Below are 25346 nucleotides of genomic sequence, written 5' to 3'. Positions count from 1 at the left end.
GCGGAGGCGCACTCGGACGACGGCCGTCACCGGGCACCCGAGGACGTCTACCCGACCGGTACCGACGTCGGTCCCGACGACACCGGTCTCTACCGCTCCGGTGGTGCCACCGATCCGGAGCCGTGGTGGACGGTGCCGAGCCGGGCCGGTCACGACGACGACCGGGACGGCGAGCTGATCTGGCGCCGTCCGGACCCGGTGGCCGAGGACGTCCACCCGCACGACGACGACGCCGACGTGACGGCCACCGACGCGCACGCGGTGGTCCCCGGAACGGCCTACGCCGAGCCCACAGCCGGGCGAGTGGACCAGGACGACCCCGATCAAGGCACTGCGGTCGCGCACGACCGGGCCGTAGACCGGACGGGGCACCCGGCCGATCCGGCCCCGGACCAGCACGCGCCGGGCAGCCCCCCGGGTTCTTCGGGTGGCGGTGCGTCGGACGGCTACCCGGCCGGCGGATCCCCGGGCGCCTCGGCGTGGGGCTCTGCCTGGGGCTCGCCGGGGGGTGACGCGGTGGGTGGTGGCTCTGCCGGTGGTGACCCGACGGATGGTGACCCGACGGGTGGTGGCCCGGCCGATGATGGCGCGGCGGGTGGCGACACGGCAGGTGCCGGCTCCCCGGGTGGAGCCGCGGGCGGTGGAGACGCGAGTGGCGACGCCCCGGCAACCGGTGGATCGGCCGGTGCCGCCGCCGGCACAACCGCTGCCGCCGGTGCCGCAGCCGGCATGACCGCGGGCGCCGCCGGCACAACCGCGGCCGGTGCTGGTGGCGGTGCTGGTGCTGGTGGCAGTGACGGTCCGGCGGGGTCGCGCGGGGCCCCTGCGGCCCGCGGATCGGGCCGGCAGGCGACCGGTCGTCCGGTGTCGGACCGGCCGTGGCGGAGCTCGTGGGACCGCGACGCCGCCGAGCGGGAGGCCTCCGACCGGACCCGCCGGGACAACGGCTCGCGCGTCGACGGTTCGCGCCCCGATGGCTCGCGCGCCGACGGCGCCCCTCCGGCGCCGGAGGCCGCGTCCCGCCGGCCACGCTGGACCGCGCCCGAGGCGGTCGAGGCCCGATCCGGGCAGCACCGGCGCGGCGACGGCTCACACGGCGGCCTTGACCTGACCCCGCACCGGGCGAGCAGCTCACGGCGCCCGCCGGAGAGCGGCTGGCGCAAACTCGTCTACCTGCTCACCGGGGGACTGGTGAACCCGGGGGAGAGCCCGGCGGAGCTGCACCGCCGGGATCTGGTCTCCCGACTGAACCGGCCGCTGCTCAACGCGCACAAGATCGCGATGCTGAGCCTGAAGGGCGGTGTCGGGAAGACGACCGTCACCGCGACCCTGGGCGCCACGTTCGCGTCCCACCGCGGGGACCGGGTCGTCGCGGTGGACGCGAACCCGGACCGCGGGACGCTCAGCCAGAAGATTCCGCTGGAGACGACCGCGACCGTCCGGCACCTGCTCCGCGACTCCGACCGGGTGCGTCGCTACACCGACGTCCGCTCGTACACCTCGCAGGGACAGTCGCGGCTGGAGGTGCTGGCCAGCGAGCAGGACCCTGCCGTGTCGGAGGCGTTCAGCGAGGACGACTACCGGCGCGCGGTCGACCTGCTCGAGCACTTCTACAACCTGGTCCTGACCGACTGCGGTACCGGCCTGATGCACTCCGCGATGTACGGGGTGCTGGGCATGGCCGATCAGCTCGTGATCGTGTCGTCCGGATCGATCGACGGGGCCCGCAGCGCCTCGGCGACGCTGGACTGGCTGGACGCACACGGCTACGGCAGCCTCGTCCGGAACGCCGTCGTCGTGATCAACTCGGTGTACCGGCGGGCGGGCGGCGGCGTCGACCTGGACCGGGTCGCGGAGCACTTCGCCGGCCGCTGCCGGGCGGTCGTCCGGGTGCCGTTCGATCCGCACCTGGAGGAGGGCGCCGAGATCGATCTCGACCGCCTGGAGGAGCCGACCCGCACCGCGCTGCTGGAGCTGGCCGCCGCCGTGGCGGACGGTTTCCCGGTCTGACGGCCACCCCGGTGTGACCGGAAACACCGGAGGGCGGCCACCGGAGCCGGTGGGCCGCCCTTCGGTCAAGACTTCTTGGGACTCTGGTCGGGTCGTTCGGAGGGGCTGCGCACCGCTCGGGCCGGGTCAGGTCCGTTCCGGTGGGTCCTCCTGGTTGCGGACCTTCTCGTCGAGTTCACGTAGGAAGTCCGGGTCGTCGTCGGGACCGGTCGCGCGGGGCTTCTGCGCCTTCTGACCGGTCATCCAGGGGAGCTCGGGCTGCGGGAGCCTGTCGGTGACCACCTGCTCGGACCGAAGGGTCCGGACGAGCAGCACCGCGACGACGGCCGCGCCGAGCAGAAGGATCAGGAACAACATCAGGCCACCTCCGCTGTCCAGCGTAGCGAAGGTGGCCTGACGTGCGGGTGAAGTCCCGGGTTCAGCGGAGGCCGGGGCTGGCCTCACTGGTGAGGTCGGCCAGCAGTCCGCGGACCTCGGACTCGCGGAATCGGCGGTGGCCACCGGGCGTGCGGATCGAGCCGATCCGGCCGGCGGACGCCCAGCGCGTCACGGTCTTGGGGTCGACACGGAAGAGCGTGGCGACCTCGCCCGGGGTCAGCAGTCGCTCGGGGGCCTGTGTCGGAGCTGCCATGAAATCCTCCCGGAAGTGCAGCGTGGCGCCGAGTCGCGGTGCCGGGAGGGATCTCCCGAAGCGCCTCGGAGCGGTCACCGCTTGTTGTTCCGGGCCATCGTGACACCACAGACCCCAGGTACTCGAACGGTTGTCCGGAGGTAAAGGGTTCTTAAAGGGCAAAGCTGATGAAATTCCTGAAGCGGACATCGCGGGTCGTTCCGGTACGGACGTGCACGGCTCCGGGCGCCGGGCGCGGGCCCGTACCCTGGACGCCATGACGTCCCCGACACCCCCGCCGCAGGCCGCGGCGAGGGCTCGCGCCGGCGAGCCCGGCCTGGCCGCCACGGTGGCGCTCTACACGCTCGCCCGGCTCGGTCTGCTCGCCGTCATCGCCCTGCTGCTCGGACTCGCGGGCGTGCCGCTGATCGTCGCGCTGCTGGTGGCGCTGATCGTCGCGCTGCCGCTGTCGATGCTGCTGTTCCGGGGGCTCCGGTCCCGGCTGGATCGTGCGCTCGCGGTCGCCAACGCCCGCCGTTCGGCGGAGCGGGAGTCGCTGCGGGCCCAGCTGCGCGGTGACGACCGGGACTGACCCGGTCCGTCGGGCGTGGTGACGCCACGCACCGGCACGATGCGTTCCGCGGAACGCACGCACCCGAGGCTTCCCGGTGGCGGCGGATTCGGCATCGGCGGTCGGCAGGCACCCGGGAGCCCGTGCAGCACGACCCCGGGACGGCCGGCCTGAGCGTTCCGCGGAACGCGGCTGCGGTTCCGGAGACCGGTCGGCCGGGGGCTCGGCGGAGTGCGGTCGCGGTCTCGATACCGGTCGGCCGCGCGTTCCGCGGAACGCGGCCCCGGTTCCGGTGTCGGTCGCTTGCGCGTTCCGCGGAACGTGGCTGCGGTCCCAGGGCTGGGCGGCTGGGCGTTCTGCGGAGTGCGGTCCCGGTGCCGGTCGGTTGCGCGTTCCGCGGAACGCGGGCTCGGCGGTGGTGCTGGTTTGGCTGGGTGCTCCGCGGACTCCGGCCCCGGCCCGGCTCTGGTCCTGGCGCTGGTCGGCCCCGCGGTTGGGGCGGCTGGGCGTTCCGCGGAACGCGGCCGCGGTCCCGATACCGGTCGCTTGTGCGTTCCGCGGAACGCGGCGCTCCGTCTCCGTCTCCGGCGCTGGTCGGCCGGCCGTTCGGCGGAGCGCGGCCGTGGTCCCGGTGCCGGGCGGCCGCGCGTTCGCGTTCCGCGGAACGCGACCCGAACCCGTGAGCCGCCCCGGGACTGTCCCGTCCGTCCCCTCCCCGGCCGCACACCGGAGGGGACCGCCGCCGATCCGCACCGGGCCCCGGCACCCGGCCGGGAGGGGCCGAGCAGCCGGACCGTCCCCGGCGCGACGGTCCGGCCGCCGGCTACCGGCGAGGCCGACCGCCAACCGTCAGCCGACGGCGAGGCCGACCGCCACCGCCAGTGCCCAGGCGAGCAGCAACAGGCCGGTGTCGCGGAGCACCGGGATCAGGTCCGGGCCATCGGCTCCACCGAGGACCGCGCGTACCGGGCGCACAGCGGCGGGCAGGGCCACCAGCACGATCAGCAGCCCCGGCCGGTCGAACGCGGCCGCGACGGCGATCACGAACGGCACCAGGGCGAGCGCCACGTAGAGCGCCCGGGTGGAGCGCCCACCCAGCCGCACCGCGAGCGTCGACTTCCCCGCGATCCGGTCGCCGGGGATGTCCCGCAGATTGTTGGCCACCAGCACGGCACAGGTCAGCAGGCCGGCGCCGACGGACGCGCCGACGGTGGCCGAGTCCACCGCCCCGGCCTGGGTGAGCGCGGTGCCGAGTACAGCGACCGGGCCGAAGAACACGAACACCGCGACCTCGCCGAGGCCCGCGTAGCCGTACGGGCGGCTCCCGCCGGTGTAGAACCACGCCCCGACGATGCACAGCGCACCGACGGCGATCAGCCACCACTGCCCGGACACCGCGGTCAGCGCGATCCCGGCGAGCGCCGCGACGCCGAAGCAGCTGAACGCGGCCGCCTTCACCGTCGCGGGCCGGGCGGCCCGGGAACCGACCAGCCGCTGCGGTCCGACGCGCTCGTCGTCGGTGCCGCGGATGCCGTCGGAGTAGTCGTTGGCGAAGTTCACCCCGATCACCAGCGCGATCGCGACCAGGAGCGCGAGCAGGGCGGAACCGGGGGCGACGACACCGGCCCCGAGCGCCGAGCCGGTACCGACGAGGACGGGGGCGATCGCCGTGGGCAGGGTGCGCGGACGCGCACCCTCTATCCACTCTGCCGTGCTGGCCACGACGAGGAACCTATCCCGCGACGGCGCCGGCGGCGTGCCGGGAGTGCCGCCCGGGAACGACGGCGGCCCCACCCGGATCGTCGGTCCGGGCGGGGCCACCGTGCGGGTTCGCGGTCAGCGGACGCCGGAGGGGGCGCGCTGGGCCGAGCCGGGGATGGGAGCGCCGGCCTGCGGGGCACCGTCCGGAACGGACCCCGGAGCACCGTCCGGAACGGACCCCGGAGCACCGTCCGGGGCGGACCCCGGAGCACCGTCCGGGGCGGACCCCGGAGCACCGTCCGGGGCGGACCCGGGAGCACTGCCCGGGGCGGACCCCGGAGCATCATCCGTCCCTGCCGCCGGAGTCCCGCCGGCGGGAGCGACCGTGGCGTCCTCCGGCGCTGCCGTCGGACCGGTGCTGTCACCGGCCGGGGCGTCCCCGGCCGCCGGCTCGCCGGGCTCGCCGGCCGGGGCGTCCCCGGGCACGGCAGGCCCGTCGGCCGGATCGGCGGGGTCACCGGCCGGGTCGGCGGGATCCCCTGCGGGGTCGGCCGGCGCGTCGCCGGCGTCACAGCCCGGCAGGTCGGTGGGCAGCCCGCCGAGCACCGAGGTGGGCAGGTACTGCCCGTCGCCGATCCGGACGAAGCCGCCGTCGCCGTCGCCGTGGGTGCACTGCACCGGGACCTCGGTGGTGTTCACCGCGATCCCGACCGACTCCGCGCCGGCCTCGGGCCGGGCGAGGATGTCGGTGTCCGGCTCGTCGCCGATCCGGACGGCCGACAGCTTCTGCGAGCCGGTCCACAGGTAGTCGACCTGCACCTGCGAGTTGTCCTTGAGGCCCAGGACGTCCCAGAAGATGCCGTCGCCGAGGTCGATCCCGGCCGGATTGGCCACCCGCCGCCCGAACTGGTCCTTGCCGCCGTTGTGCCCGTTGCGCGCGGCCGCGGCCTGCGGGACGCCCTGCTGCAGGTCCTTCCACATCTCCCGCTGGGACGACGGGTTCCAGTAGTCGTCCTTGGTGTTCCAGGGCCCGATGTCCCAGACCGGCGCGATCGCGCAGCGGCCGTTCGGCGCGCAGACCTTCACCGAGTAGTCGGTCTTGCCCTTGCCGGAGAGCGCGCGCCGGGACGGCAGCGCGACGAACCGGTCCCGTGGGACGATCTTGTGCCCGTTCGCCGTGGTGCCGCCGACGAGGCCCTCCCGGGTGGCGAACACCGAGTAGCTGCGTGCGGCGGCCTCGGTGAGCGGCCCGGTCTCGGTCTCGGTGGTCGGGGTGGCGGACAGGGTCACCTCGCGCACGGTCGGCCGTGCGTCCTCGGTGGCGGTGAGCACCAGCCTGCCCTGCACCTCGCGGGCGGCCTCGGGCAGCTCGGTCCGGTCGTTCTCGGCGGGGATCCACTCGGTCCAGCCGCCGCTCGCCTTGCGGCCGCGGACGTCGATCGTCGCGCTCGACCCGCTCGGGGTGTCGGAGACGAGCTCCGAGCGCACCTCACGGGTCGGTGCGTCGAGGGTGTGCGGCTCCAGGGTGAGGAGCCCGGTCGGAACGACCTCCACCGGATCGGCCGACGCCTCGGCGTCGCCGTCCTCGACGGGGGCGCCGACGGCGGTCGCCGGGTCGAACCGGGCCCCGCCATCGTCGACGACGACGCCGGGCCCGGTGCCTTCGCTCAGCTCCGGCTGCCAGCTGGTGACCGGCTCGGTCGCGGCGGCCGGCACCACGGCGACGGCACAGAACGCCCCGGCCGCGACGAGCAGACCGACGCTCCGCAGCCCGGTCCGCGTGATCCTGCGCATCTGGACAAACCCCCGCTGCATCGGTGTTTCTGGTGTTACTCGTGTGCTTCAGGTGACGGCCGGGGGCCCGGTGTTGTGTGAGGACCCTGTGTCGCCAGTGGCTGCAGCACACTCGATGTGCGGGCGGGGCGCAACGCACGCTGTGTGAAGCGACCCCATGGTGTGTACGTCCGTATCACCGTTCCGGGTGGCGACTCGGGGGTTCGATCTCACCTTCAGCAACCGACGAGGGGGTCGCCGGTCCGTTCACCGGGTGCGCAGGAGCGCGGCGACCGCGGCCCGGTCCGGCTTGCCGATGCCCCGCTCGGGCAGCGCCGCCGCCCGGCGCAGCACCCGTGGTACGGCGGCCCGGCCGCAGGCCGCACGGACGGCGTCGCGCAGCGCCGCATCATCCGGGCCATCAGTGAGACCGCCGTCCGGGCCATCGACGAGACCGCCGTCGGGCCCCTCGCCCTGGCCGGCGTGCGGGAAGCCCTCCAGCACGACCAGGGCGCCGACGACCTGCCCCCACTCGTCGTCCGGGAGACCGACCACGCAGGCCGCGCGGACCCCGGGCACACCGAGCAGGGCCCGCTCGACGGCGGCCGGTGCGACCTTCTCCCCGCCGGTGTTCACGACGTCGTCGGCCCGGCCCAGCACGGCCAGCGCGCCGTCCGGGCCGATCGAGCCGAGATCGGTGGTGCGGAAGCCGGCGGGGCCGAACGCCTCCGCGGTGGCGTCCGGCGCCCCGAGATATCCGGCGGCGACGACCGGGCCGCCGAGCACCACTCGTCCGGAGCCGGGCTCGATCGTGACGGTGACCCCGTCGAGCGCGACACCGTCGTAGACGCAGCCGCCGCAGGTCTCGCTCATCCCGTAGGTGGTCACGACCCGGATCCCGGCGTCGGTGGCCCTGGCGCGCAGCCCGGGATCGAGCGCCGCACCGCCGATGAGCACCGCGTCGTATCCGGCCAGCGCGAACAGCGGCGCCGAGCCGTGATCGAGCACCCGGGCGAGCTGGGTGGGGACGAGGCTGGTGTAGCGGCGCGCACCGAGCCCGATCCGGGCGGTCGCACGGGCGAGGCCCTCGGGGCGGAAGCCGTCCCGGAGGTCCTGCACGACGGGCTCCGAGCCGGACAGCAGTGCCCGCAGCACCACCTGCACCCCGGCGACGTGCTCGGCGGGCAGCGCGAGCAGCCAGCGACCTGCTCCGCCGAGCCGGGCCTCGGTCGCGGACGCGGAGGCGCGCAGCGCGGCGGCGGTCAGCGCGACGTGCTTGGGCTCCCCGGTCGAACCCGAGGTGGCGACGACGACGGCGAGCCCGTCCGGCAACGTGCCGTCCGCCGCGGCGCGGGCCACCGGCCCGGGCAGCGCCGGCTCCGCACCCGGTGCGACCCGGACCGGGAACACCGCGGGGCCGGTGCCGTCGAGGGCGGCCCGCAGCGCGGCGGCCAGCCGGTCCACCGACTCCGGGGAACCGTCCACCCCGATCGCACGCACGTCCACGGGTGATCACCCTGCCACCTGCGGGCACGGTCACCCGGCGTGGCCTCCGCGCAGCGCGGTCATCACATTCGGGGAACACGGCACGGGATCCGCAACGGCGGCCGCCCGGGAGACGACAGGCGGGGTGAGAGCGGCGGCGCACCCGGCCCCGCTCCCCGGAGTCGAAGGAGCTCCCCATGCCGCACCCCGCACCCACCGCCGGTACGTCCCCGACCGGCGCCCCGCGCTCGCTGCGCTGCCGGCGCCCGGCCGCGTACGGGCACCGGGCCGCCGCCGGTGAGCTCGCGGCACTGGCGTTCCTGGTGCCGGTCCGGGCCGAGCAGCCCGCGCCCGCCGTGCAGCCGCCCGCCGAACAGTCGACCGCTGTGCAGCCGCCCGCCCCGCAGCCCGTGCCCGCCGTCCTGCCGCTGCCCGTCGCGCTGCCCCGGCCGCGCGCGGCCGCGGAGTGAGTGGCACCGGAGTCGAGCGGCCGCGGAGTGACGGGCCCGGAGTGAGTCGCAGCAGAGCGACCGGCCGGGAGTGAGTGGGCCAGGATTGGGCAGCCGCTAGTAGTACCAGGGGAACGGCGACCAGTCCGGCTCCCGCTTCTGCAGGAACGAGTCCCGCCCCTCGACCGCCTCGTCGGTCATGTAGGCCAGCCGGGTCGCCTCCCCGGCGAACAGCTGCTGGCCCACCAGCCCGTCGTCGGCCAGGTTGAACGCGTACTTCAGCATCCGCTGCGCGGTCGGGGACTTGCCGTTGATCTCGGTCGCCCACTGCAACGCCGTGCTCTCCAGCTCGGCGTGCGGCACGACCTCGTTGACCGCGCCCATGTGGTGCATCTGCTCGGCGGAGTAGGTCCGGCCGAGGAAGAAGATCTCCCGGGCGAACTTCTGCCCTACCTGTTTGGCCAGGTAGGCCGAGCCGTATCCGCCGTCGAACGAGCCGACGTCGGCGTCTGTCTGCTTGAACCGGGCGTGCTCGGCGCTGGCCAGGGTCAGGTCCGCGACGGCGTGCAGCGAGTGCCCGCCGCCGGCGGCCCACCCGTTGACGACCGCGATGACCACCTTCGGCATGAACCGGATCAGCCGCTGGCACTCCAGGATGTGCAGGCGCCCGGCGCGGCCCTGCTCGACGGTGTCCGCGGTGTCGCCGGAGGCGTACTGGTAACCCGTGCGGCCCCGGATCCGCTGGTCGCCGCCGGAGCAGAAGGCCCGCTTGCCGTCCTTGGGGGACGGTCCGTTGCCGGTCAGCAGGACGCAGCCGACGTCGGCGCTGGTGCGGGCGTGCTCGAGCGCGGTGAACAGCTCGTCGACGGTGCCGGGACGGAAAGCGTTGAGCACCTCGGGGCGGTCGAACGCGATCCGCACCGCGCCGGTGGACACCGCGCGGTGGTAGGTGATGTCGCGGAAGGCGAACCCCTCCACCGGCTTCCAGGCGTCGGGATCGAAGGTCTCGGAGACGGGCATGGGCCCGAGCCTAGGTGTCGCTCAGTCCCGGACCCGCGAGGCCAGTGCCCGGGCCACGGCGAGCGCGGTGCCGTCGATCGGCCCGTCCTGCGCACACCACACCTCGGACAGCACGCAGACGGCGAACCCCCAGGCCAGGGTCCGGTCCTGGTCGAGGTCGAGCACATCGGCGAGTTGTTCGACCCGGGCGGGTGCCCGTCGGGCCAGCTCGGCCGGGTCGGCGTCGAGCGGGTTGTACAGGATCTGTCCGCAGTCGTAGCCCGGATCGCCGGTCCGGCCGTGCGGGTCGATCGCCAGCCAGGGTTCGCGGGTCGCGGCGAGCACGTTGGCATGGTGCAGGTCGCCGTGCAGCAGCACCTCGCGGGGCGTCGAGTCGCACAGCTCGCGCCACAGCGCCGCGGCGTGTTCCACGAGCTCGCGGGGCAGCGGATCGTCGCCGGGGAAGCGGCGCAGGTGCTCGGTGAATGCGGCCTGTTCGGAGCGGATGTGCTCCGGCCCGTCCGGGATCGGTGCCCGGTGCAGCTCCCGCAGCCGGTCGGCGATCACCGCGGTCGCCTCGGCGTCCGGCAACGCGCTGAGATCGGAGCCGGGCACGGCGCGTTCGAGCAGCAGCGCCCCGCGGGCGGCGTCCGACCACAGCAGCCGGACGGCGCCGTGGCCGTCGTAGGCACGCAGCGCGGCGATCTCGGCGTCGAGATGACCGTCCGGCACACCGGCCTTGAGCACGCCCGGGCTGCCGTCGGGCAGGGTGACCGCCCGGACCGCGTGGAACGACTGCGGCAGCACCGGCCCCGGCACCAGGCCGAGCTCGCCGGTCAGGCCGGCGATCAGGTCGTCCAGGCCGTTCAGCCAGACCCGCCCGGCGTCGCCCCAGGTCCGTGTGACGGTGCGGTACAGCGTGCCCGGACCCGGGACGGGCGGCCGGGCGCCGGGATCGACGGGACCGGAGCCGGACACGGCCGCCAGCCTGCCACGCGGTTCAGGGCCGCGCGGACGGGAACCTCGGCGGCCGCTTCTCCCGCAGCGCCGCGGCGCCCTCGACGACGTCGGGCCCCATGAAGGTCAGCATCTCGTAGGCCGCCGACTGGTCGAACGTCGGAGCGGCCGCCCGCAGCCACGAGTTGAGTGCCCGCTTGGTGAGCCGGATCGACTGCTGGGACCCGGTGCCGAGCGCGTGTGCGACGCGCAGCGCCTCGTCGAGCACCTGGTCGCGGGGGAGCGCCTTGGCGACCATCCCGATCCGCTCCGCCTCGGCACCGGTCAGCATCTCCCCGGTCAGCAGGTAGTAGCGCGACTTCGCGAGCCCGGCGAGCAGCGGCCAGATGATCGCCGCATGGTCACCGGCGGCGACACCGAGCTTGACGTGCCCGTCGCCGATCGTGGCGTCCTCGGCGCAGATCGCGATGTCGGCGAGCAGGCCGACGACCACCCCGGCCCCGACGGCGACCCCGTTGATCGCCGACACGATCGGCTTCTCGCAGTCGATCATGTTGTAGACCAGGTCGGACATCTCGGTGAGCATGGCCGAGACCCGGTCGTGGTCGCCTGCCATGCGCTCGACCATGCCCAGATCACCGCCGGCGGAGAACGCCTTCCCGGCTCCGGTGATCACCGCGACGCGGGTGAGCGGGTCCTTGGAGATCTCCCGCCAGACCCGGGCGAGCTCGCCGTGCAGTACCTCGTCGGTGGCGTTGTAGCGGTCCGGGTTGTTGATCGTGACGAGTAGCACGCCGTCGTCGCGGCGCTCGAACAGCAGCTGCTCGTAGGCGGTGGGGTCGAGGGTGGTGGGAGTGGTCACGGACGGGCTCCTTCCGATGGGCCGGCGATCTCGAACAGGCCGGCGGCGTCGTCGGCGGCAGCCTGGGCGGCCGCCTTGTAGTGGATCTTCTTTCCGGTCGCGGTCAGTGGCAGCGAGTCCACGAAGCGGTAGCCCCGCGGCCGCTTGAAGTCGGCGAGCATCGGATGTGCGCGGCAGTGCGCGTCGCACTCCGCCGCGGTCAGCCCGTCGACGGCGGGAACGACGTAGGCGACGACTCGGCGCCCCCACCGCTCGTCGGGAACCCCGACGACGAGCGAGTCCGCGACACCCGGGTGCTCGTTGAGCGCCTCCTCGACCTGCACCGGGTGCACGTTCTCGCCGCCGGAGACGAGCATGTCGTCCTTGCGGCCGACGATCGTCACGAACTCGTCGGCGTCCCAGGTGGCGAGGTCACCGAGCCGCACCCAGCCGTCCACGAACTTCTCCGGCTCGGCGCCGCCGGTGTAGGCGTAACCCCCCTTGGGGGAGCGGACCACGACCTCGCCGATCTCCTCGGAGTCGCGGGCGACCACGGTTTCCGGACTGGTGTTCCCGGCGTCGTCGATCCGGGCGACGCGCACGTCGTCGTCGGTACTGGCGCGCCCGGCCGACCCGGCGTGCGCCGGCAGGTCCTCGGGACGCAGGAAGGTGTTCCAGAACGTCTCGGTGGTGCCGTAACCGTTGAAGATCCGCGGGGTGAGGAGCTCCTGGTAGCGCAGGCAGGCCCCGCGCTCCAGCGGGGCGCCCATCGTGACGATCCCGCGCAGCGTCGACAGGTCACGCGGCCGGTCTGCCTGGGCGCGGGCGAGCATCTCGAGGTTCGTCGGTGCGCCGATCAGGTAGGTCAGCCCGAGCTCGACGACGAGATCGAGGCAGCGGTAGGGGTCGAATGCGCGCAGCGGGACGACGCCCGCACCGACGTAGAACGCCGGGTTCGGTCCGGCGGCGTACAGCCCACCGCGGTGGAACCAGGGCGTCATGTTCAACGTCCGGTCCTCCGGCCCGAGCGGGAAGTGCATGATCACGTCGTGTGCGCTGAACACCTCGACCAGACTGTTCAGCGGGACGCCCTTGGGCATGCCGGTGGTGCCCGAGGTGTAGAGCCGGGTGGTCTCGTCGTAGGTGGTGCGTCCCGGGGCGGGCGGGGCGCCGTCGCGGGAGAGTTCGCCGATCCGGACCGCTCCGGGCAGCGGATCCCCGGCACCGGTGGCGACGACGAGCGCCGGCCGATGCGCGGCGAGCGCGAGCGCGTCGCGCACGGTGCCGGTCAGCTCGGTGTCGTAGACGAACACCCGGGGGGCGCTGTCGTCGAGGACGTGCGCGATCTCGCCGGCGGCGAGCCGGAAGTTGATCGGTGAGCCGACCGCACCCGCGGCCTGGGTCGCGAGGTAGAGGCGGGCGAAGGCGGGTGAGTTGAAGAGCTGGTAGGTGACGACGTCGCCGGGTTCGACGCCGGCGTCCACCAGCCCGGAGGCCAGCGAATCGACCTGCGCCGCCAGCTCGGCGTAGGTGTGCTGCTCGCCGGTCTCCGGATCGATCATCGCGGTGCGACCGCCGAACCGGCGCACGGTGCGCCGGAACCCGGCCAGGTAGGTGAAGTCCCGCTCGAACCACTCCCGGAAGGGGTGGGGATCGTAGGTGTACATCGGCTCCTCCTCGTCGAGGGCGTGCAACGGCTCAGCTGAATGCGGACAGGCCGGTCAGATCCCGGCCGACGATCAGGGACTGGATGTGGTCGGTGCCCTCGTAGGTGTGCACCACCTCCATGTCGGTGAGGTGGCGGGCGACGTGGTTCTCGATCAGCAGGCCGTTGCCGCCGAGCAGGTCGCGGGCGTCGAGGCACACCTGCCGGGCGCGACGGGCGTGGTGCAGCTTCGCCAGCGACGCCATCGGTCCGGTCCATTCGCCGCGCTCCTGCAGCTCCGCCATCCGCACGCACCACAGCTGCATCGTGACGACCTCGGCGAGCATCCCGGCCAGCGTGCTCTGGACCAGCTGGAACCCGGCGATCGGGCGGCCGAACTGTTCGCGCCCGGCGGTGTACTCGAGCGCGATCTCGAACGCGGCCATCGCATGCCCGAGCGACTCCCACGCCGCCCCGCCGCGGGTGGTGGCCAGTACCCGGGACGCGTCGTGGAACGAGCGGGCGCCCGGCAACCGGTTCGCTGCCGGGACCCGCACGCCGTCGAGCACGACGTCGGGCTGCCACACGGCGCGCTTGCCGATCTTGCCGGTGATCAGCTCGGTGGAGTAACCGGGCGGGAACCCGTGCTGCGGGTCGGACTCGACGACGAACGCACCCACCCGGCCGTCGTCGGCGTCGCGGGCCCAGACGACGACCACGTCGGCGAAGCCGGCGTTGCCGATCCACCGCTTGGCACCGTCGAGGACCCAGTGCTCCCCGTCCCGTCGTGCGGTGGTCTCCAGCCGGACGGAGTCGGAGCCGTGCCCGGGCTCGGTGAGGGCGAACGCGCCGACCGTGTCCAGCGCGGCCATCGAGGGGAGCCAGCGGGTCCGCTGCTCGTCGTCGCCGAGCAGCGCGATCGTGCCCATCGCCAGGCCGGACTGCACCCCCATGAACGTGGTGATGCTGCCGTCGCCGCGGGCGAGCTCGCGGATCACGATCCCGGCTTCGAGCGGGCTCAGCTCGGGGCAGCCGGGGCCGCGTGCGGTGTAGCCGGCCACCCCGAGCTCCGCGAGCCGCGGTACCAGCGCGAACGGGAACTCGGCGCGATCCCAGTAGTCGTTGATCACCGGCAGGACCTCGGCGTCGACGACGGCGCGAACCCGGTCCCGCAGCTGCTGCACGCGCGGCGGCAGGTCGGCGTCCACCCGGTAGTAGTCGATCATGACGAGCCCGCCGTGAACGCGGGGATGCCGGTCAATGCCCGGCCGAGGATCAGGGTGTGGATCTCGTCGGTGCCCTCGTAGGTGCGGACGGCCTCCAGGTTCGTGGCGTGCCGCAGCGGCGGGTACTCCGCGGTCATCCCGTTGCCCCCGAGCAGCGTACGTGCCGTGCGGCAGACCTCGATCGCCTCGCGGACGTTGTTGAGCTTGCCGATCGAGATCTGCTCGTGCCGCAGTCGGCCGGCGTCCTTCAGGCGCCCGGTGCGCAGCGCGACCAGGGTGCCCTTCTGGATCTCCAGCATCATGTCGACGAGCTTCTGCTGGGTGAGCTGGAACGCCGCGAGCGGCGTGCCGAACTGCCTGCGGGCGCCGGTGTAGGCGAGCGCGGTCTCCCACGCGTCGCGGGCCGCGCCCATCGCGCCCCACATGATCCCGTAGCGGGCTTCGTCGAGGCAGGTGAAGGGCCCTCGCAGACCCAGCGCACCGGGCAGCAGCGCGTCCCCGGTGAGCCGCACCCCGTCGAGCACGACGTCGGCCTGCACCGAGGTCCGCAGACCCAGCTTCGGCTCGATCGGCGTGGCGGAGAACCCGGGCGTCGCGGTGGGAACGACGAAGCCGCGGATCCCGTCCGGTGTGCGGGCCCAGATGATGGCGATGTCGGCGACGGTGGCCAGGCCGATCCAGCGTTTCGCACCGTGCAGTACCCAGCCGTCCCCGTCGGGCTCGGCGCGGGTCCGCATTCCCGACGGGTCGCTGCCCGCCTCCGGTTCGGTGAGGCCGAAGCAGCCGATCAGTTCTCCGGCGGCCATCGGTGGCAGCCAGCGTTCCCGTTGCTCGGGAGAGCCGAACCGGTCGATCGCGGTCATCGCGAGCGAGCCCTGCACGCTGACCACGGTGCGGATGCCGGAGTCGGCGGCCTCCAGCTCCATCGCGGCCAGCCCGTACTCGACGGCGCCGCGGCCGGGACACCCCGGGCCGTGCAGGTGCATGCCGAGCAGGCCGCGCCTACCCAGCTCGGGTAGCAGGTCCCGGGGGAAGTGTGCGCGCTCGAACCAGTCCGCGACGTGTGGGGTGATCCGTTCGGTGGTGAACCGGCGGACCTCGTCGCGCCATTCGCGTTCCGGCCCGGACAGCAGGCCGTCGAGGTCGAGCAGGTCGTGCGGGTCGGGCATCGTGGCTCCCGGGTGCTCAGACCATCGACAGGCCGCCGCTGACGCTGACGGTCTGGCCGGTGAGGTAGGCGGCGTCGGGGGATGCGAAGAAGGCGACCGTCGCGGCGAGGTCCTCGGGCTGCGCGAGCCGGCGGAACGGGATGGCCCTGACCAGGGCGTCGCGCAGCGTGTCGTTGCCCTCGACGACCGAGGCGAACAGCGCGGTGTCGGTCGGGCCGGGACAGACGCAGTTGGCGTTGATGCCGTGCCGGGCGACCTCGCGGGCGAGGGTCTTGGTGAAGGCGACGACCCCGCCCTTGGCCGCGGAGTAGACGGCCTCGCCGGTGGAACCGACCCGGGCGGCGTCCGAGGCGAGATTGACCACCGTCCCGCTGCCCTGGGCGATCATCGTCGGGACGACGGCGTGCGCGGTGTGCAGCACGCCGTAGAGGTTGATCTGCACGATCCGGTCCCAGTCGGCCGGGTCGGACTCGACGAACGGGCCGACCTTGTCCCATCCGGCGTTGTTCACGAGCACGTCGATGCGGCCGTAGACGGCGCGGACCTGCTCGACCATCGCCCGGACCGATGCCGGGTCGGTGACGTCCGCGGCGATCCCCACGGCCGTGCCACCGATCTCCGCTGCGGTGCCGGCGGCCGTGTCCGCGTCGACGTCGGTCACGGCGACCGACGCACCCTCGTCCGCCAGCCGCTCGGCGATCGCCCGGCCGATTCCGCGGCCGGCGCCGGTCACTACGACGGTCCTGTCGTCCATCCTGCCCATGGTGTTCTTCTCCTCAGGTCGTCTCAGGGGGCGAGCTCGCGGCCCAGCCGGCGGCGGGCGATGACGAGCTTCATGATCTGGGCGGTGCCGTCGCCGATCTGCAGGCCGAGCACGTCGCGCATGCGCTGCTCGATCGGCAGTTCGGTGCGGTAGCCGTACTGGCCGTGCAGCAACAGGCACTGCGTCACCGCGTCGTGCGCGGTCTTCGGGGCCCACCACTTGCACATCGCGGCCTCGGCGGTGTGCGGTGCGCCGGAGTCGGCCAGCCACAGCGTGCGGTGGCACAGCGCGCGGGCAGCGGCGAGCAGCGTGTCGGCCTCGGCCAGGGGGAACGCGACGCCCTGGTTGACCGAGAGCGGGCGGTCGAAGGCCGAGCGGGAGGACACGTACTCCCAGGTCTCGTCGACGGTCTGCTGGGCGCAGCCGACGCACTGCAGCCCGATCAGCGCGCGGGAGAAGTCGAACCCGGCCATGACCTGGCCGAACCCCTCGCCCTCCTGGCCGATGAGGTGGTCGGCGGGGACCCGGACACCGTCGAGATGCGCGGCGCCGCGCCCGACCGCGCGGGTCCCGGAGTCGGGATAGGTCTCGATCGTGACGCCCGGCGCGTCGAGCGGGACGAGGAACGCGCTGATCCCACGCCCGCGCCCGGCGTCCGCGCTGGTGCGGGCGAACACCACCACCGCCGCGGCATCGGCGGCGAAGGAGAGGGACTTGACCCCGTCGAGCACCCAGTCGGAACCGGTGCGGGTGGCGGTCAGCCGGGGGGCTCCGGCGTCGGACCCGGCGTGCGGCTCGGTCAGCCCGATCCCGACGACGTCCTCGCCGGAGCAGATCCGGGGAACCCAGTGCCTGGCCAGCTCGGGGTCGCCGGCGCGGGCCAGGATCTGTCCCGCCAGCGCCCCGACGACCGGCAGATAGCCGACGTTGATGTCGCCGCGCCCGATCTCCTCCAGGACGAGGCCGGTGGTGAGCCGGTCGGTACCACCGCCACCGAGGGATTCCGGCAGCTGGGGCCCGATGAGGCCGCGGTGGCCCATCTCGCGGCGCAGCTCCGGCCCGATGCGCCCGGCGCGCTCGCGGCCGGCGTAGCCGGGCAGCAGCTCCGTCTCGGCGAACCTGCGGGCGCGCTCGCGGTACGCCTGCTGGGTGTCGGTGGGGGCGAGGTCCACGCTGTCGTCCTCCTGGTCTGTCGACTGCGGCGTCGAATGCTGACCAGAGTGACAAAATTTGAATCATGAGTCAATGTTCGACCCGTGCTCGGGCGGCGCGGGACCGGTGCGAGACTGGACGACGGAGGTGCAGGGATGACGGACGCGACCGTTCCGGGTGTGGTGTCCCCGGGCTCGGGGGCCTCGTCGGTCGCCGAGCCGGCAGCAGCGGACGCCGCGCCGGTCGGGCGGGTGCAACGCAAGCGGGACAGGCGGATCCGGCAGATCCTCACCGCCGCGGCGGAGCTCGTCGGGGAACGCGGGTACGAGGCCGTCAGCCTGGAGGAGGTCGCCGAGCGGCTCGACGTCACCAAGGGCTCGCTCTACCACTACTTCTCCGGGAAGGACGCCCTGGTCACCGCGGCCATCGAGACCCTCGGTGACGACTGGACGGCCCGGCTGGAGGGGCTACCCGCCGGCCGGGAGGGGACGGCGGAGCGGCGGCTGCGGGCGCTGCTGGGTGAGCACGTGCGGATCGCGGTCCGCGAGTACCCGGCCGCCCTGAGGCTCTTCCTGGTGCCCAGCACCTGGCCCGCCGACCAGCGCACCCGGATCAAAGAGTTGCGCCGCAGACACGACGCGGTCTTCCGCGCGGTCCTGAACGAGGGCGTCGCAGGCGGGGAGTTCTCGGTCGTCTCGGTGGACGCGACCCTGCAGTGCCTGCACGCGTCGATGAGCCAGGCGCCGGAGTGGGTGGGCGGGCTGCGGCGCGCGGAGCAGGAGCGGGTGCTCGACGACCTCGTCGAGACGCTGATGAAGCTCGTCGCGCGCTGAGCGCGGTCCGGATGCGCACATCCCGATGGGCGGGGCAGACTCGGGCCTCCAGTGCCCGATGCCGTGCGACCCAGGAGGCGTCCATGACGATCCCGTCCGTCGACCTGACCGAGGAGACGATCTTCACCTGGGGCGCGCCGCCCCTGAAGTTCGGCGCCGGAGCGATCGACGAGATCGGCTTCGAGATGACCGGGTACGACGCGAGCCGGGTCCTGATCGTCACCGACCCCGGGGTGCGCGCGCTGGGGATCCCGGAGCGGATCGCCGAGTCGCTGCAGCGCTACCGGATCTCCAGCGAGATCTTCGACGGCGTGCACGTCGAGCCGACCGACGACTCGATGATCAAGGCCACCGAGTACGCGCGGGCCCAGGGCCCGTGGGACGGCTTCGTCGCGGTCGGCGGTGGCTCCGCGATCGACACCGCGAAGGCGATCAACCTGCTGACCAGCGGCCCCGGCGAGCTGATGGACTACATCAACAAGCCGATCGGCAACGCGAAGGTGCCCGAAGGGCCGCTCAAGCCGCTGATCGCCGTCCCGACCACGGCCGGCACCGGCTCGGAGTCGACCGCGATGTGCGTGCTGGACATCCTGTCGATGAAGGTGAAGACCGGGATCAGCCACTGGCGGCTGCGCCCGACGCTGGCCGTGATCGACCCGCTGCTCACGATGTCGCTGCCGCCGGAGGTGACCGCGGCGTCCGGGATGGACATCGTGTGCCACGCGGTGGAGTCCTACACCGCCCGCTGGTACAGCACGTTCGACCGCAAGAAGCCGGAGGAGCGGGTCACCTACTGCGGCTCGAACCCGGTGTCGGACCTGTGGTGCGAGAAGGCCATGACGCTGCTGGCGCGCTCGTTCCGCACGGCCGTGCACCACGGCGCGCAGGACGTCGAGGCGCGCTCGGACATGATGATGGCCGCGACCTTCGCCGGGATGGGCTTCGGCAACTCCGGGGTGCACATCCCGCACGCGAACGCCTATCCGATCGCCGGGATGGTGCGCGACTTCCGGCCGTCCGGCTTCCCGCAGGACGAGCCGATGGTGCCGCACGGCATGTCGGTCTCGCTGACGGCGCCGGAGGCCTTCCGGTTCTCCTTCTCCTCGGCCCCGGAGCGGCACCTGAAGGCGGCCGAGCTGATGGACCCGCGGGCCGAGCGGCGCAACGACGAGCGCGAGCAGCTGCCCGGGGTGCTGATCGACCTGATGCGCGACATCGGAATCCCGAACGGGATCGGCGGCGTCGGCTACACCGAGGCGGACGTGCCCGACCTGGTGCCCGGCACGATGAAGCAGCAGCGACTGCTCGCCACCTGCCCGCGCACCCCCACCGAGGACGACATCGCCGCCATCCTCACCCGCTCGGTCGAGAACTGGTGAGACCGGCGAGCCGGGGGACGGGGGGATCGGCGCTGTAGCGTCGCGGGCGTCCCGACCTGCTGGGAGGAGCTCCGTGAGCACCGCTGCGCGCCCCACCACCGCGTACCGCACCCTCGAGAACGACCTGCGTGCCGCCGTCGGCGGCGAGATCCGGTTCGACGCCGCCAGCCGCGCCATGTGGTCGGCCGACGCGTCGAACTACCGCGGCATCCCGATCGGGGTGGTCTCGCCCCGCGACGCGGCCGACGTCGAGGCGGCGATGGCCCTCTGCCGGGAGCACGGCGTCCCCGTGCTCCCCGTCGGGTCGCGCACCTCGATCGCCGGGCAGGCGGTGAACACCGCGGTCGCGCTGGACTTCCGCACGCACATGGACGCGATCCTGTCCGTCGACCCGGACGCGCGGACCGCGACCGTGCAGCCGGGGGCGGTTTGTGACGCCGTGCGGGACGCCGGGAAGCCGCACGGGCTGACCTTCGGCCCGGACCCGTCGACGCACAACCGCTGCTCGATCGGCGGGATGATCGGCAACAACGCCTGCGGATCGCACTCGGTGGCCTGGGGCAAGACCGTCGACAACGTGCACTCGCTCGACGTCCTCACCTACCGCGGCGAGCGGATCACCCTCGGCGGTACCGGCACCGAGCGGGGCGCGATCCCGGACGCGCTGCGGGCGCTGGGCACCGAGCTCGCCCCGGAGATCGACGCGCACGTCCCCGAGCTGACCCGCCGGGTCTCCGGCTACAACCTCGACCAGCTGGTCCCCGGCAACGTCAACCTGGCGAAGGCGCTGGTCGGCACCGAGGGCACCTGCGCGACGATCCTGGCCGCGACCGTCGATCTCGTCGAGTCGCCGCCGGCGCGGGCGCTGGCCGTGCTCGGCTTCCCGGACGCCTATCACGCCGCCGACAACGTCATGATCGTCCGCGAGCAGCAGCCGCTCACCATCGAGGGGATGGACGCCGGGCTGATCGCGTCGCTGCGCGCGCTGCGGCCGAACGAGACGACCAGCCGGATGCTGCCCGAGGGCAAGGGCTGGCTCTACGTCGAGACCGGCGGCGAGAACCGGCCCGCCGCGGAGGCCGCGGCGCAGGCGGTGGCGGCCGCGATGAAGCCCTACACCACCGGCGCCGTGATCGTCTCCGAGCCGGCGCAGATGGCGGCGCTGTGGCGGGTCCGGGAGGAGGGCGCCGGGCTCGTCACCCGCTCGCCGGAGGGCGGCGAGGCCTGGCCCGGCTGGGAGGACGCCGCCGTCCCGCCCGAGAAGTTCGGTGCCTACCTGCGGGAGTTCGACAAGGTCCTGGAGCGGCACGGCCGCAAGGGGATCTACTACGGCCACTTCGGCGACGGCTGCCTGCACGTCCGGATCGACTTCGACCTGCTCACGAAGCCGGGGATCGCGAACTTCCGGGAGTTCATGACCGACGCCGCTGACGTCGTCGTCGCGCACGGCGGCTCGCTGTCCGGGGAGCACGGCGACGGCCAGGCACGCGCCGAGCTGCTGCCCCGGATGTACCCGCCGCAGATCATCGCCGGGTTCGAGCGGTTCAAGGAGATCTGGGACCCGGACGACCGGATGAACCCGGGCCGGGTCGTCCGGCCGGCGACGATGGACGAGAACCTGCGTACCTGGGTCGGCATGCCGACCATGCCGGACGAGCCGAAGCTCGCGTTCGGCCACGACCGCGGCAGCTTCCACCGGGCCACCCGGCGCTGTCTCGGCGTCGGCAAGTGCGCCGTCGACACCGGCTCCGGGGTCATGTGCCCGAGCTGGAACGTGACCAAGGAGGAGAAGCACTCCACCCGCGGCCGGGCCCGGCTGCTGTTCGAGATGGCGAACGGCGAGGTGATCACCGACGGCTGGCGTTCCGACGAGGTCGCCGAGTCCCTCGATCTGTGCCTGTCCTGCAAGGGCTGCAAGTCCGACTGCCCGGTCGGGGTCGACATGGCCTCGTACAAGACCGAGTTCCTGGCGAACCGCTACCACCGCCGGATCCGGCCGCGCTCGCACTACTCGATGGGCGCGCTGCCGCGCTGGATGCGGCTGGTCGGCACGCTGCCCGCCGCGGCCGTCGACGGGCTGAACCGGCTGGCCCGGGTGGGGTTCCTGGCGAAGATCGCGAAGAGGGCCGGCGGTATCGACGCCCGCCGGGCGATCCCGCCCATCGCCCGCGAGACCTACACCTCCCGGGCCGCCCGCGGCGCGCCGATGTCGGCGGTGCCCGATCTCGGTGTCGAGCCGGGCTCGCGTGGCCCGCTGCTGCTGTGGACCGACACCTTCACCGACCACTTCGACCCGGACGTCGCGGCCGACGCGGTCGCCGTGCTCACGGCGCTCGGCTACCGGGTGGAGCTGCCCCCGCGCAACGTCTGCTGCGGCCTGACCTGGACCTCCACCGGCCAGATCACCGCGGCCCGGCGGGTGCTGGCGCGCAGCCTGCGGGCGATCGGCCCGGCGCTCGACGCGGGTGTCCCGGTCGTCGGGCTGGAGCCGTCCTGCACCGCCGCGCTGCGCAGCGACGCCGCCGAGCTGCTGCCCGACGAGCCCCGGGTGAAGGTCCTGGAGAACCAGGTGTCGACGCTGGCCGAGCTGCTCGCCCGGCACGCCGACGAGCTGTCCGCGGTGGCCGGCACCGGGAACGGGGCGGCGCTGGTGCAGATCCACTGCCACCAGCACGCCGAGCTGGGCAGCGAACCGGACCGCGCGGTGCTGGCCGCGCTCGGCGTCGACGCCACCGTGCTCGACTCGGGCTGCTGCGGGCTGGCCGGGAACTTCGGCTTCGAGGACGGCCACTACGACGTGTCGATGGCCTGTGCGGAGCGCGCCCTGCTGCCCGCGGTCCGGGCCGCCGACGAGTCCGTGGACCTGCTCGCCGACGGGTACTCCTGCCGGACCCAGGTCCGTCAGGCAGGCGAGCGGGAGCCGGTGCACCTGGCCCAGATCGCGCACCGCGCACTGCGCGGCTGATCGCGATCCCGCACCCGCGGTGATCACGAGCAACGACGACGGAGGAGACCGATGGCCGACGACCGACGGGCGCTGGTGCTGGGCGGCGGCGGGCTGACCGGCATCGCCTGGATGTACGGGCTGCTGGCGGGCCTGCTCACCGACGGCGTCGACCTGCGCGGCGCCGATCTCGTCGTCGGGACGTCGGCCGGGTCGGTGGTGGGCACCAACCTGGCCGTCGGCCGCGATCCGGCCGCGCTCGCCGCGACCCAACTGGCCCCGCCCTCCGGCGAGATCGCCGCGAGCCTCGGGCTGCGGCTCGGGATCCGGTACGGCGTCGCCGCGCTCGCCGGCCCGCGGGACGCGACCCGGGTGCGGGCCCGGATCGGCCGGCTCGCGCGCGACACCGACACGGTCGACGAGGCCGAGCGGATCGCGGTGATCCGGTCCCGGCTCGACGGCGCGGACTGGCCCGCCGATCGCGATCTGCGGGTCACCGCCGTCGACGCGTACACCGGCGCGTTCCGGGTCTTCGGCCGCGACGACGGCGTCGAGCTCGCCACCGCGGTCGCCGCCAGCTGCGCGGTGCCCGGCGTCTGGCCGCCGGTCACGGCCGCCGGTACCCGCTGGATCGACGGCGGGGTCCGTTCCATGGCCAACGCCGATCTCGCCGCCGGGTACGGGCGCGTCATCGTGCTGGCACCGCTGTCCGGCGGGCTCGGCGGGGCGGCCTCGCCGCGGGTCCAGGCCGAGGCGCTCGGCGCGCTGGCCCGGGTCGCGGTCGTCGAGCCGGACCGGCGTTCGCGCCGCGCGTTCGGGCGCAACCCGCTCGATCCGGCCCACCGTCCGGCCTCGGCGCGGGCCGGCCGGGCGCAGGCGGCGGACGTCGCCGCCGAGGTCGCGCGGGTCTGGGGCTGAGCCGGCGGTGCCCCCGCGCCGGACCCGCCAGGAGCGCAGCGACGAGCGCCAGCGCGCGATCCTCACCGCGGCCACCGAGATCCTGGTCGGGGAGCGGATGAGCGCGGTGACCCACCGCAGCGTCGCCGCCAGGGCCGGTGTCCCGGGCGGGGCGATCCGCTACTACTTCTCCACCCGCGAGGACCTGCTCTCGGCGGTACTGGCCGATCTCGACCGGGCCCGGCGCGACGCCGCGCAGGACGCGTCCACGGTGCCCCCGGGGGCGGTCCCCGGCACCGCCGAGCTCGTCGACCGGCTGGTCCGCAGCGGCCTCGGCGCCCCGCTCGACGACGACACCCTGCGCGGTGTCGTCGGCTCGCTCGCCGACGCCGCCCGGGAGAGCCCCCGGCTGGCCCGTGAACTCGCCGAGCAGTGGGCCGGGATCGAACGCGACGTGGCGGCGACGCTGCGGGCCTGCGGGCGCCCGGAGCGCCACGCCCGCCGCTACCTGCTGCTCATGGACGGCGCGCTGCTCGCCGCCGCCGTGCAGGGCCGCACCTGCCTGGCCGGGTTCGTCGCCGACGAGCTGGCCGCCGCCCTCGACGGGGAGTAGCCCCGGCCGTGTCGCGGAGCACACCACACTCCAAAAAGTGGTGCAGGTGCATCAATTCTCCTTACTCTGGGACCGTCTCCCGCCGAGCGGGCGCTCCGACCAGGACCTGGTACCCCCATGACCGCGCCTCCGCGCTCCTTCACGCTCACCCTCGCCGTCGTCGTCGGGCTGGGCCCGTTCGCGATCGACATGTACCTCGCGTCGCTGCCCGACATCGCGGCCGAGTTCCGCGCCCCGGTGTGGGTCACCCAGCTGACGCTGACCGGCTACCTGCTGGTGCTCGGCCTCGGGCAGCTGTTCGCCGGCCCGCTGACCGACGCCGTCGGCCGCCGCACCCCGCTGCTGGCCGGGCTCGCGCTGTTCACCGCGGGCTCGGTCGCCGCCGCGCTCGCCCCGTCCATGGCGGTCCTGGTGGCCGCCCGGCTGCTGCAGGCCGCGGGCGGTGCGGTCACCGTGGTCGTCGTCAACAGCTCCGTGCGCGACCGCGCCGAGGGCGACGCCGCCACGAGGCTGTACGCGGCGCTGATGGTGGTGGTCGCCGTCGCGCCGATCATCGCGCCCGCGGCCGGTGGTGCGCTCGACGGCGTCGCGGGCTGGCGCGCGGTGTTCGTGGCGCTGGCCGTGCTCGGAGCGCTCACCCTGTTCGCGGCGGTCCGGTTCCTGCCCGAGTCGCTGCCGGTCGCCGCGCGCACCCCGTTCCGCCCGGGGGCGACGCTGCGCGGCTACGGCTCGCTGATGCGCGACCGCGCGTTCGTGGTGCCGGCCGCCGCGATCTGCACCGTCTTCGGCTTCCTGTTCGCCTACATCGGTGGCGCGTCGTACGTCTACCGCGGCACCTACGGCCTGGGTGCCAGCGAGTTCGGGCTGCTGTTCGGGGCGACCGCGGTCGCCGTTGCCGTCGGGGCCGGTGCCGCGCACGTGCTGGCCGACCGGCTCGCCGCACGGACGAACGCGGTGCTCGGGGCGGCGCTGATCGTCGCCGGGGCGATCGGTGCCACCGTCGCCGCCGTCGCCGGGCTACCGATCTGGGTGCTCGCCGTCTGCTTCGCGGTCGCACTCGCCGGGCTCGGGATCACCGAGCCGGTCCTGATGGGGGCGGCCATGAACGCCCGCTCGGACGGGCTCGGATCGGCGAGCGCGGTGCTCGGGGCGTGCCAGTTCGTGCTGGGCGCGGTGGGCACGGCCGCCGCGGGTGCGGCGGCCGCCGCCGGGCCCGTCGTCTGGACCGGTCTGCTGCTCGGCATCGCGGTCGTCGCGGCGCTGCTCACGCTCGCGTTGCCCCGGGCACGTATTCCCGCCGGAGACCGATCCCACGGGGCTGCATGAGCG

The 25346-nt window shown here is 74.0% G+C and carries 22 protein-coding genes; 9 read left to right on the top strand and 13 right to left on the bottom strand.

Translation table 11 applies throughout. The features are described 5' to 3' along the window. The first annotated feature begins 729 nt into the window (after nucleotides 1–729). Entirely contained in the window at nucleotides 730–2010 is a 1281-nt protein-coding gene (locus Pdca_RS29865) for a MinD/ParA family ATP-binding protein (RefSeq protein WP_085910721.1), read from the top strand. 126 nt (nucleotides 2011–2136) lie between these two features. On the opposite strand, the gene Pdca_RS29860 is transcribed toward Pdca_RS29865, so the two are convergent. Beyond that, a complete protein-coding gene (locus Pdca_RS29860) occupies nucleotides 2137–2367 on the bottom strand; it encodes a hypothetical protein (RefSeq protein WP_085910634.1) in 231 nt (76 codons plus the stop codon). 61 nt (nucleotides 2368–2428) lie between these two features. Continuing rightward, nucleotides 2429–2641 carry a BldC family transcriptional regulator gene (locus Pdca_RS29855; RefSeq protein ID WP_010224110.1) on the bottom strand — a complete coding sequence of 71 codons (213 nt, stop codon included), beginning with the start codon at nucleotides 2639–2641 and terminating at the stop codon, nucleotides 2429–2431. Nucleotides 2642–2897: 256 nt separating this feature from the next. On the opposite strand from Pdca_RS29855, the gene Pdca_RS29850 reads away from it, so the two are divergent. Continuing rightward, nucleotides 2898–3212 carry a DUF4229 domain-containing protein gene (locus tag Pdca_RS29850; protein ID WP_085910722.1) on the top strand — a complete coding sequence of 105 codons (315 nt, stop codon included), beginning with the start codon at nucleotides 2898–2900 and terminating at the stop codon, nucleotides 3210–3212. Nucleotides 3213–4040: 828 nt separating this feature from the next. Here Pdca_RS29850 and Pdca_RS29845 read toward each other — a convergent pair. The 3 genes from Pdca_RS29845 to Pdca_RS29835 all read right to left on the bottom strand — a co-directional run bounded on the left by Pdca_RS29845 (nucleotide 4041) and on the right by Pdca_RS29835 (nucleotide 8165). Beyond that, the gene (locus Pdca_RS29845) at nucleotides 4041–4913 is read right to left on the bottom strand and encodes a 1,4-dihydroxy-2-naphthoate polyprenyltransferase (RefSeq protein WP_085910635.1); all 873 of its coding nucleotides are present in this window, start codon (nucleotides 4911–4913) and stop codon (nucleotides 4041–4043) included. Nucleotides 4914–5027: 114 nt separating this feature from the next. Beyond that, complete coding sequence (locus Pdca_RS29840) at nucleotides 5028–6686, bottom strand: hypothetical protein (protein WP_085910636.1); 1659 nt, start codon at nucleotides 6684–6686, stop codon at nucleotides 5028–5030. Between the two features lie 246 nt (nucleotides 6687–6932). Continuing rightward, nucleotides 6933–8165, bottom strand: a complete 1233-nt coding sequence (locus Pdca_RS29835; RefSeq protein WP_085910723.1) for an AMP-binding protein — start codon at nucleotides 8163–8165, stop codon at nucleotides 6933–6935. A 182-nt stretch (nucleotides 8166–8347) separates the two neighbouring features. On the opposite strand from Pdca_RS29835, the gene Pdca_RS29830 reads away from it, so the two are divergent. Continuing rightward, nucleotides 8348–8620 carry a hypothetical protein gene (locus Pdca_RS29830; protein ID WP_085910637.1) on the top strand — a complete coding sequence of 91 codons (273 nt, stop codon included), beginning with the start codon at nucleotides 8348–8350 and terminating at the stop codon, nucleotides 8618–8620. Nucleotides 8621–8716: 96 nt separating this feature from the next. On the opposite strand, the gene Pdca_RS29825 is transcribed toward Pdca_RS29830, so the two are convergent. From Pdca_RS29825 to Pdca_RS29790, 8 genes are read right to left on the bottom strand one after another with little or no spacing between them, the layout of a single operon-like run. Then, entirely contained in the window at nucleotides 8717–9619 is a 903-nt protein-coding gene (locus tag Pdca_RS29825) for a 1,4-dihydroxy-2-naphthoyl-CoA synthase (RefSeq protein WP_085910638.1), read from the bottom strand. Nucleotides 9620–9640: 21 nt separating this feature from the next. Continuing rightward, nucleotides 9641–10576, bottom strand: coding sequence for an aminoglycoside phosphotransferase family protein (locus tag Pdca_RS29820; protein ID WP_158092030.1), 936 nt, complete (start codon nucleotides 10574–10576; stop codon nucleotides 9641–9643). 22 nt (nucleotides 10577–10598) lie between these two features. Further along, a complete protein-coding gene (locus Pdca_RS29815; protein ID WP_085910640.1) occupies nucleotides 10599–11417 on the bottom strand; it encodes an enoyl-CoA hydratase/isomerase family protein in 819 nt (272 codons plus the stop codon). After that, entirely contained in the window at nucleotides 11414–13063 is a 1650-nt protein-coding gene (locus tag Pdca_RS29810) for a class I adenylate-forming enzyme family protein (protein ID WP_085910641.1), read from the bottom strand. The genes Pdca_RS29815 and Pdca_RS29810 overlap by 4 nt, the downstream gene beginning before the upstream one ends. Before the next feature lie 31 nt (nucleotides 13064–13094). Continuing rightward, complete coding sequence (locus tag Pdca_RS29805; RefSeq protein ID WP_085910642.1) at nucleotides 13095–14267, bottom strand: acyl-CoA dehydrogenase family protein; 1173 nt, start codon at nucleotides 14265–14267, stop codon at nucleotides 13095–13097. Then, nucleotides 14264–15436, bottom strand: coding sequence for an acyl-CoA dehydrogenase family protein (locus tag Pdca_RS29800; RefSeq protein WP_085910643.1), 1173 nt, complete (start codon nucleotides 15434–15436; stop codon nucleotides 14264–14266). The genes Pdca_RS29805 and Pdca_RS29800 overlap by 4 nt, the downstream gene beginning before the upstream one ends. A 16-nt stretch (nucleotides 15437–15452) precedes the next feature. Beyond that, complete coding sequence (locus Pdca_RS29795; protein WP_085910644.1) at nucleotides 15453–16199, bottom strand: SDR family NAD(P)-dependent oxidoreductase; 747 nt, start codon at nucleotides 16197–16199, stop codon at nucleotides 15453–15455. Nucleotides 16200–16222: 23 nt separating this feature from the next. Further along, nucleotides 16223–17371, bottom strand: coding sequence for an acyl-CoA dehydrogenase family protein (locus Pdca_RS29790; protein WP_085910645.1), 1149 nt, complete (start codon nucleotides 17369–17371; stop codon nucleotides 16223–16225). A 135-nt stretch (nucleotides 17372–17506) separates the two neighbouring features. On the opposite strand from Pdca_RS29790, the gene Pdca_RS29785 reads away from it, so the two are divergent. From Pdca_RS29785 to Pdca_RS29760, 6 genes are all read left to right on the top strand, one after another. Then, nucleotides 17507–18184 (top strand): TetR/AcrR family transcriptional regulator, encoded by a 678-nt coding sequence (locus tag Pdca_RS29785; RefSeq protein WP_085910646.1) that lies wholly within the window; start codon nucleotides 17507–17509, stop codon nucleotides 18182–18184. 83 nt (nucleotides 18185–18267) lie between these two features. Beyond that, nucleotides 18268–19563 (top strand): hydroxyacid-oxoacid transhydrogenase, encoded by a 1296-nt coding sequence (locus Pdca_RS29780; RefSeq protein WP_085910647.1) that lies wholly within the window; start codon nucleotides 18268–18270, stop codon nucleotides 19561–19563. Between the two features lie 73 nt (nucleotides 19564–19636). Further along, nucleotides 19637–22528: an FAD-binding and (Fe-S)-binding domain-containing protein gene (locus Pdca_RS29775; RefSeq protein WP_085910648.1), complete on the top strand. Its 2892-nt coding sequence runs from the start codon at nucleotides 19637–19639 to the stop codon at nucleotides 22526–22528. Between the two features lie 51 nt (nucleotides 22529–22579). Further along, entirely contained in the window at nucleotides 22580–23425 is an 846-nt protein-coding gene (locus tag Pdca_RS29770; RefSeq protein ID WP_085910649.1) for a patatin-like phospholipase family protein, read from the top strand. Between the two features lie 7 nt (nucleotides 23426–23432). Continuing rightward, complete coding sequence (locus Pdca_RS29765) at nucleotides 23433–24017, top strand: TetR/AcrR family transcriptional regulator (RefSeq protein WP_085910650.1); 585 nt, start codon at nucleotides 23433–23435, stop codon at nucleotides 24015–24017. A gap of 117 nt (nucleotides 24018–24134) precedes the next feature. After that, on the top strand, nucleotides 24135–25343 hold the full coding sequence (locus tag Pdca_RS29760) for a Bcr/CflA family efflux MFS transporter (RefSeq protein WP_085910651.1): 1209 nt from the start codon (nucleotides 24135–24137) through the stop codon (nucleotides 25341–25343). Nucleotides 25344–25346: the final 3 nt, after the last annotated feature.

The organism is Pseudonocardia autotrophica (assembly GCF_003945385.1).
GTDB lineage: Bacteria > Actinomycetota > Actinomycetes > Mycobacteriales > Pseudonocardiaceae > Pseudonocardia > Pseudonocardia autotrophica.
This window is presented reverse-complemented; position numbering and strand designations above follow the sequence as displayed.

Excerpts from the sequence above, each read along its gene's own strand:
- Pdca_RS29865 (WP_085910721.1), top strand. The coding sequence starts at position 730 with ATGACCGCGGGCGCCGCCGGCACAACCGCGGCCGGTGCTGGTGGCGGT.
- Pdca_RS29860 (WP_085910634.1), bottom strand. The coding sequence starts at position 2,367 with ATGTTGTTCCTGATCCTTCTGCTCGGCGCGGCCGTCGTCGCGGTGCTG.
- Pdca_RS29855 (WP_010224110.1), bottom strand. The coding sequence starts at position 2,641 with ATGGCAGCTCCGACACAGGCCCCCGAGCGACTGCTGACCCCGGGCGAG.
- Pdca_RS29850 (WP_085910722.1), top strand. The coding sequence starts at position 2,898 with ATGACGTCCCCGACACCCCCGCCGCAGGCCGCGGCGAGGGCTCGCGCC.
- Pdca_RS29840 (WP_085910636.1), bottom strand. The coding sequence starts at position 6,686 with ATGCGCAGGATCACGCGGACCGGGCTGCGGAGCGTCGGTCTGCTCGTC.
- Pdca_RS29830 (WP_085910637.1), top strand. The coding sequence starts at position 8,348 with ATGCCGCACCCCGCACCCACCGCCGGTACGTCCCCGACCGGCGCCCCG.
- Pdca_RS29825 (WP_085910638.1), bottom strand. The coding sequence starts at position 9,619 with ATGCCCGTCTCCGAGACCTTCGATCCCGACGCCTGGAAGCCGGTGGAG.
- Pdca_RS29810 (WP_085910641.1), bottom strand. The coding sequence starts at position 13,063 with ATGTACACCTACGATCCCCACCCCTTCCGGGAGTGGTTCGAGCGGGAC.
- Pdca_RS29805 (WP_085910642.1), bottom strand. The coding sequence starts at position 14,267 with ATGATCGACTACTACCGGGTGGACGCCGACCTGCCGCCGCGCGTGCAG.
- Pdca_RS29800 (WP_085910643.1), bottom strand. The coding sequence starts at position 15,436 with ATGCCCGACCCGCACGACCTGCTCGACCTCGACGGCCTGCTGTCCGGG.
- Pdca_RS29795 (WP_085910644.1), bottom strand. The coding sequence starts at position 16,199 with ATGGGCAGGATGGACGACAGGACCGTCGTAGTGACCGGCGCCGGCCGC.
- Pdca_RS29785 (WP_085910646.1), top strand. The coding sequence starts at position 17,507 with ATGACGGACGCGACCGTTCCGGGTGTGGTGTCCCCGGGCTCGGGGGCC.
- Pdca_RS29780 (WP_085910647.1), top strand. The coding sequence starts at position 18,268 with ATGACGATCCCGTCCGTCGACCTGACCGAGGAGACGATCTTCACCTGG.
- Pdca_RS29770 (WP_085910649.1), top strand. The coding sequence starts at position 22,580 with ATGGCCGACGACCGACGGGCGCTGGTGCTGGGCGGCGGCGGGCTGACC.
- Pdca_RS29760 (WP_085910651.1), top strand. The coding sequence starts at position 24,135 with ATGACCGCGCCTCCGCGCTCCTTCACGCTCACCCTCGCCGTCGTCGTC.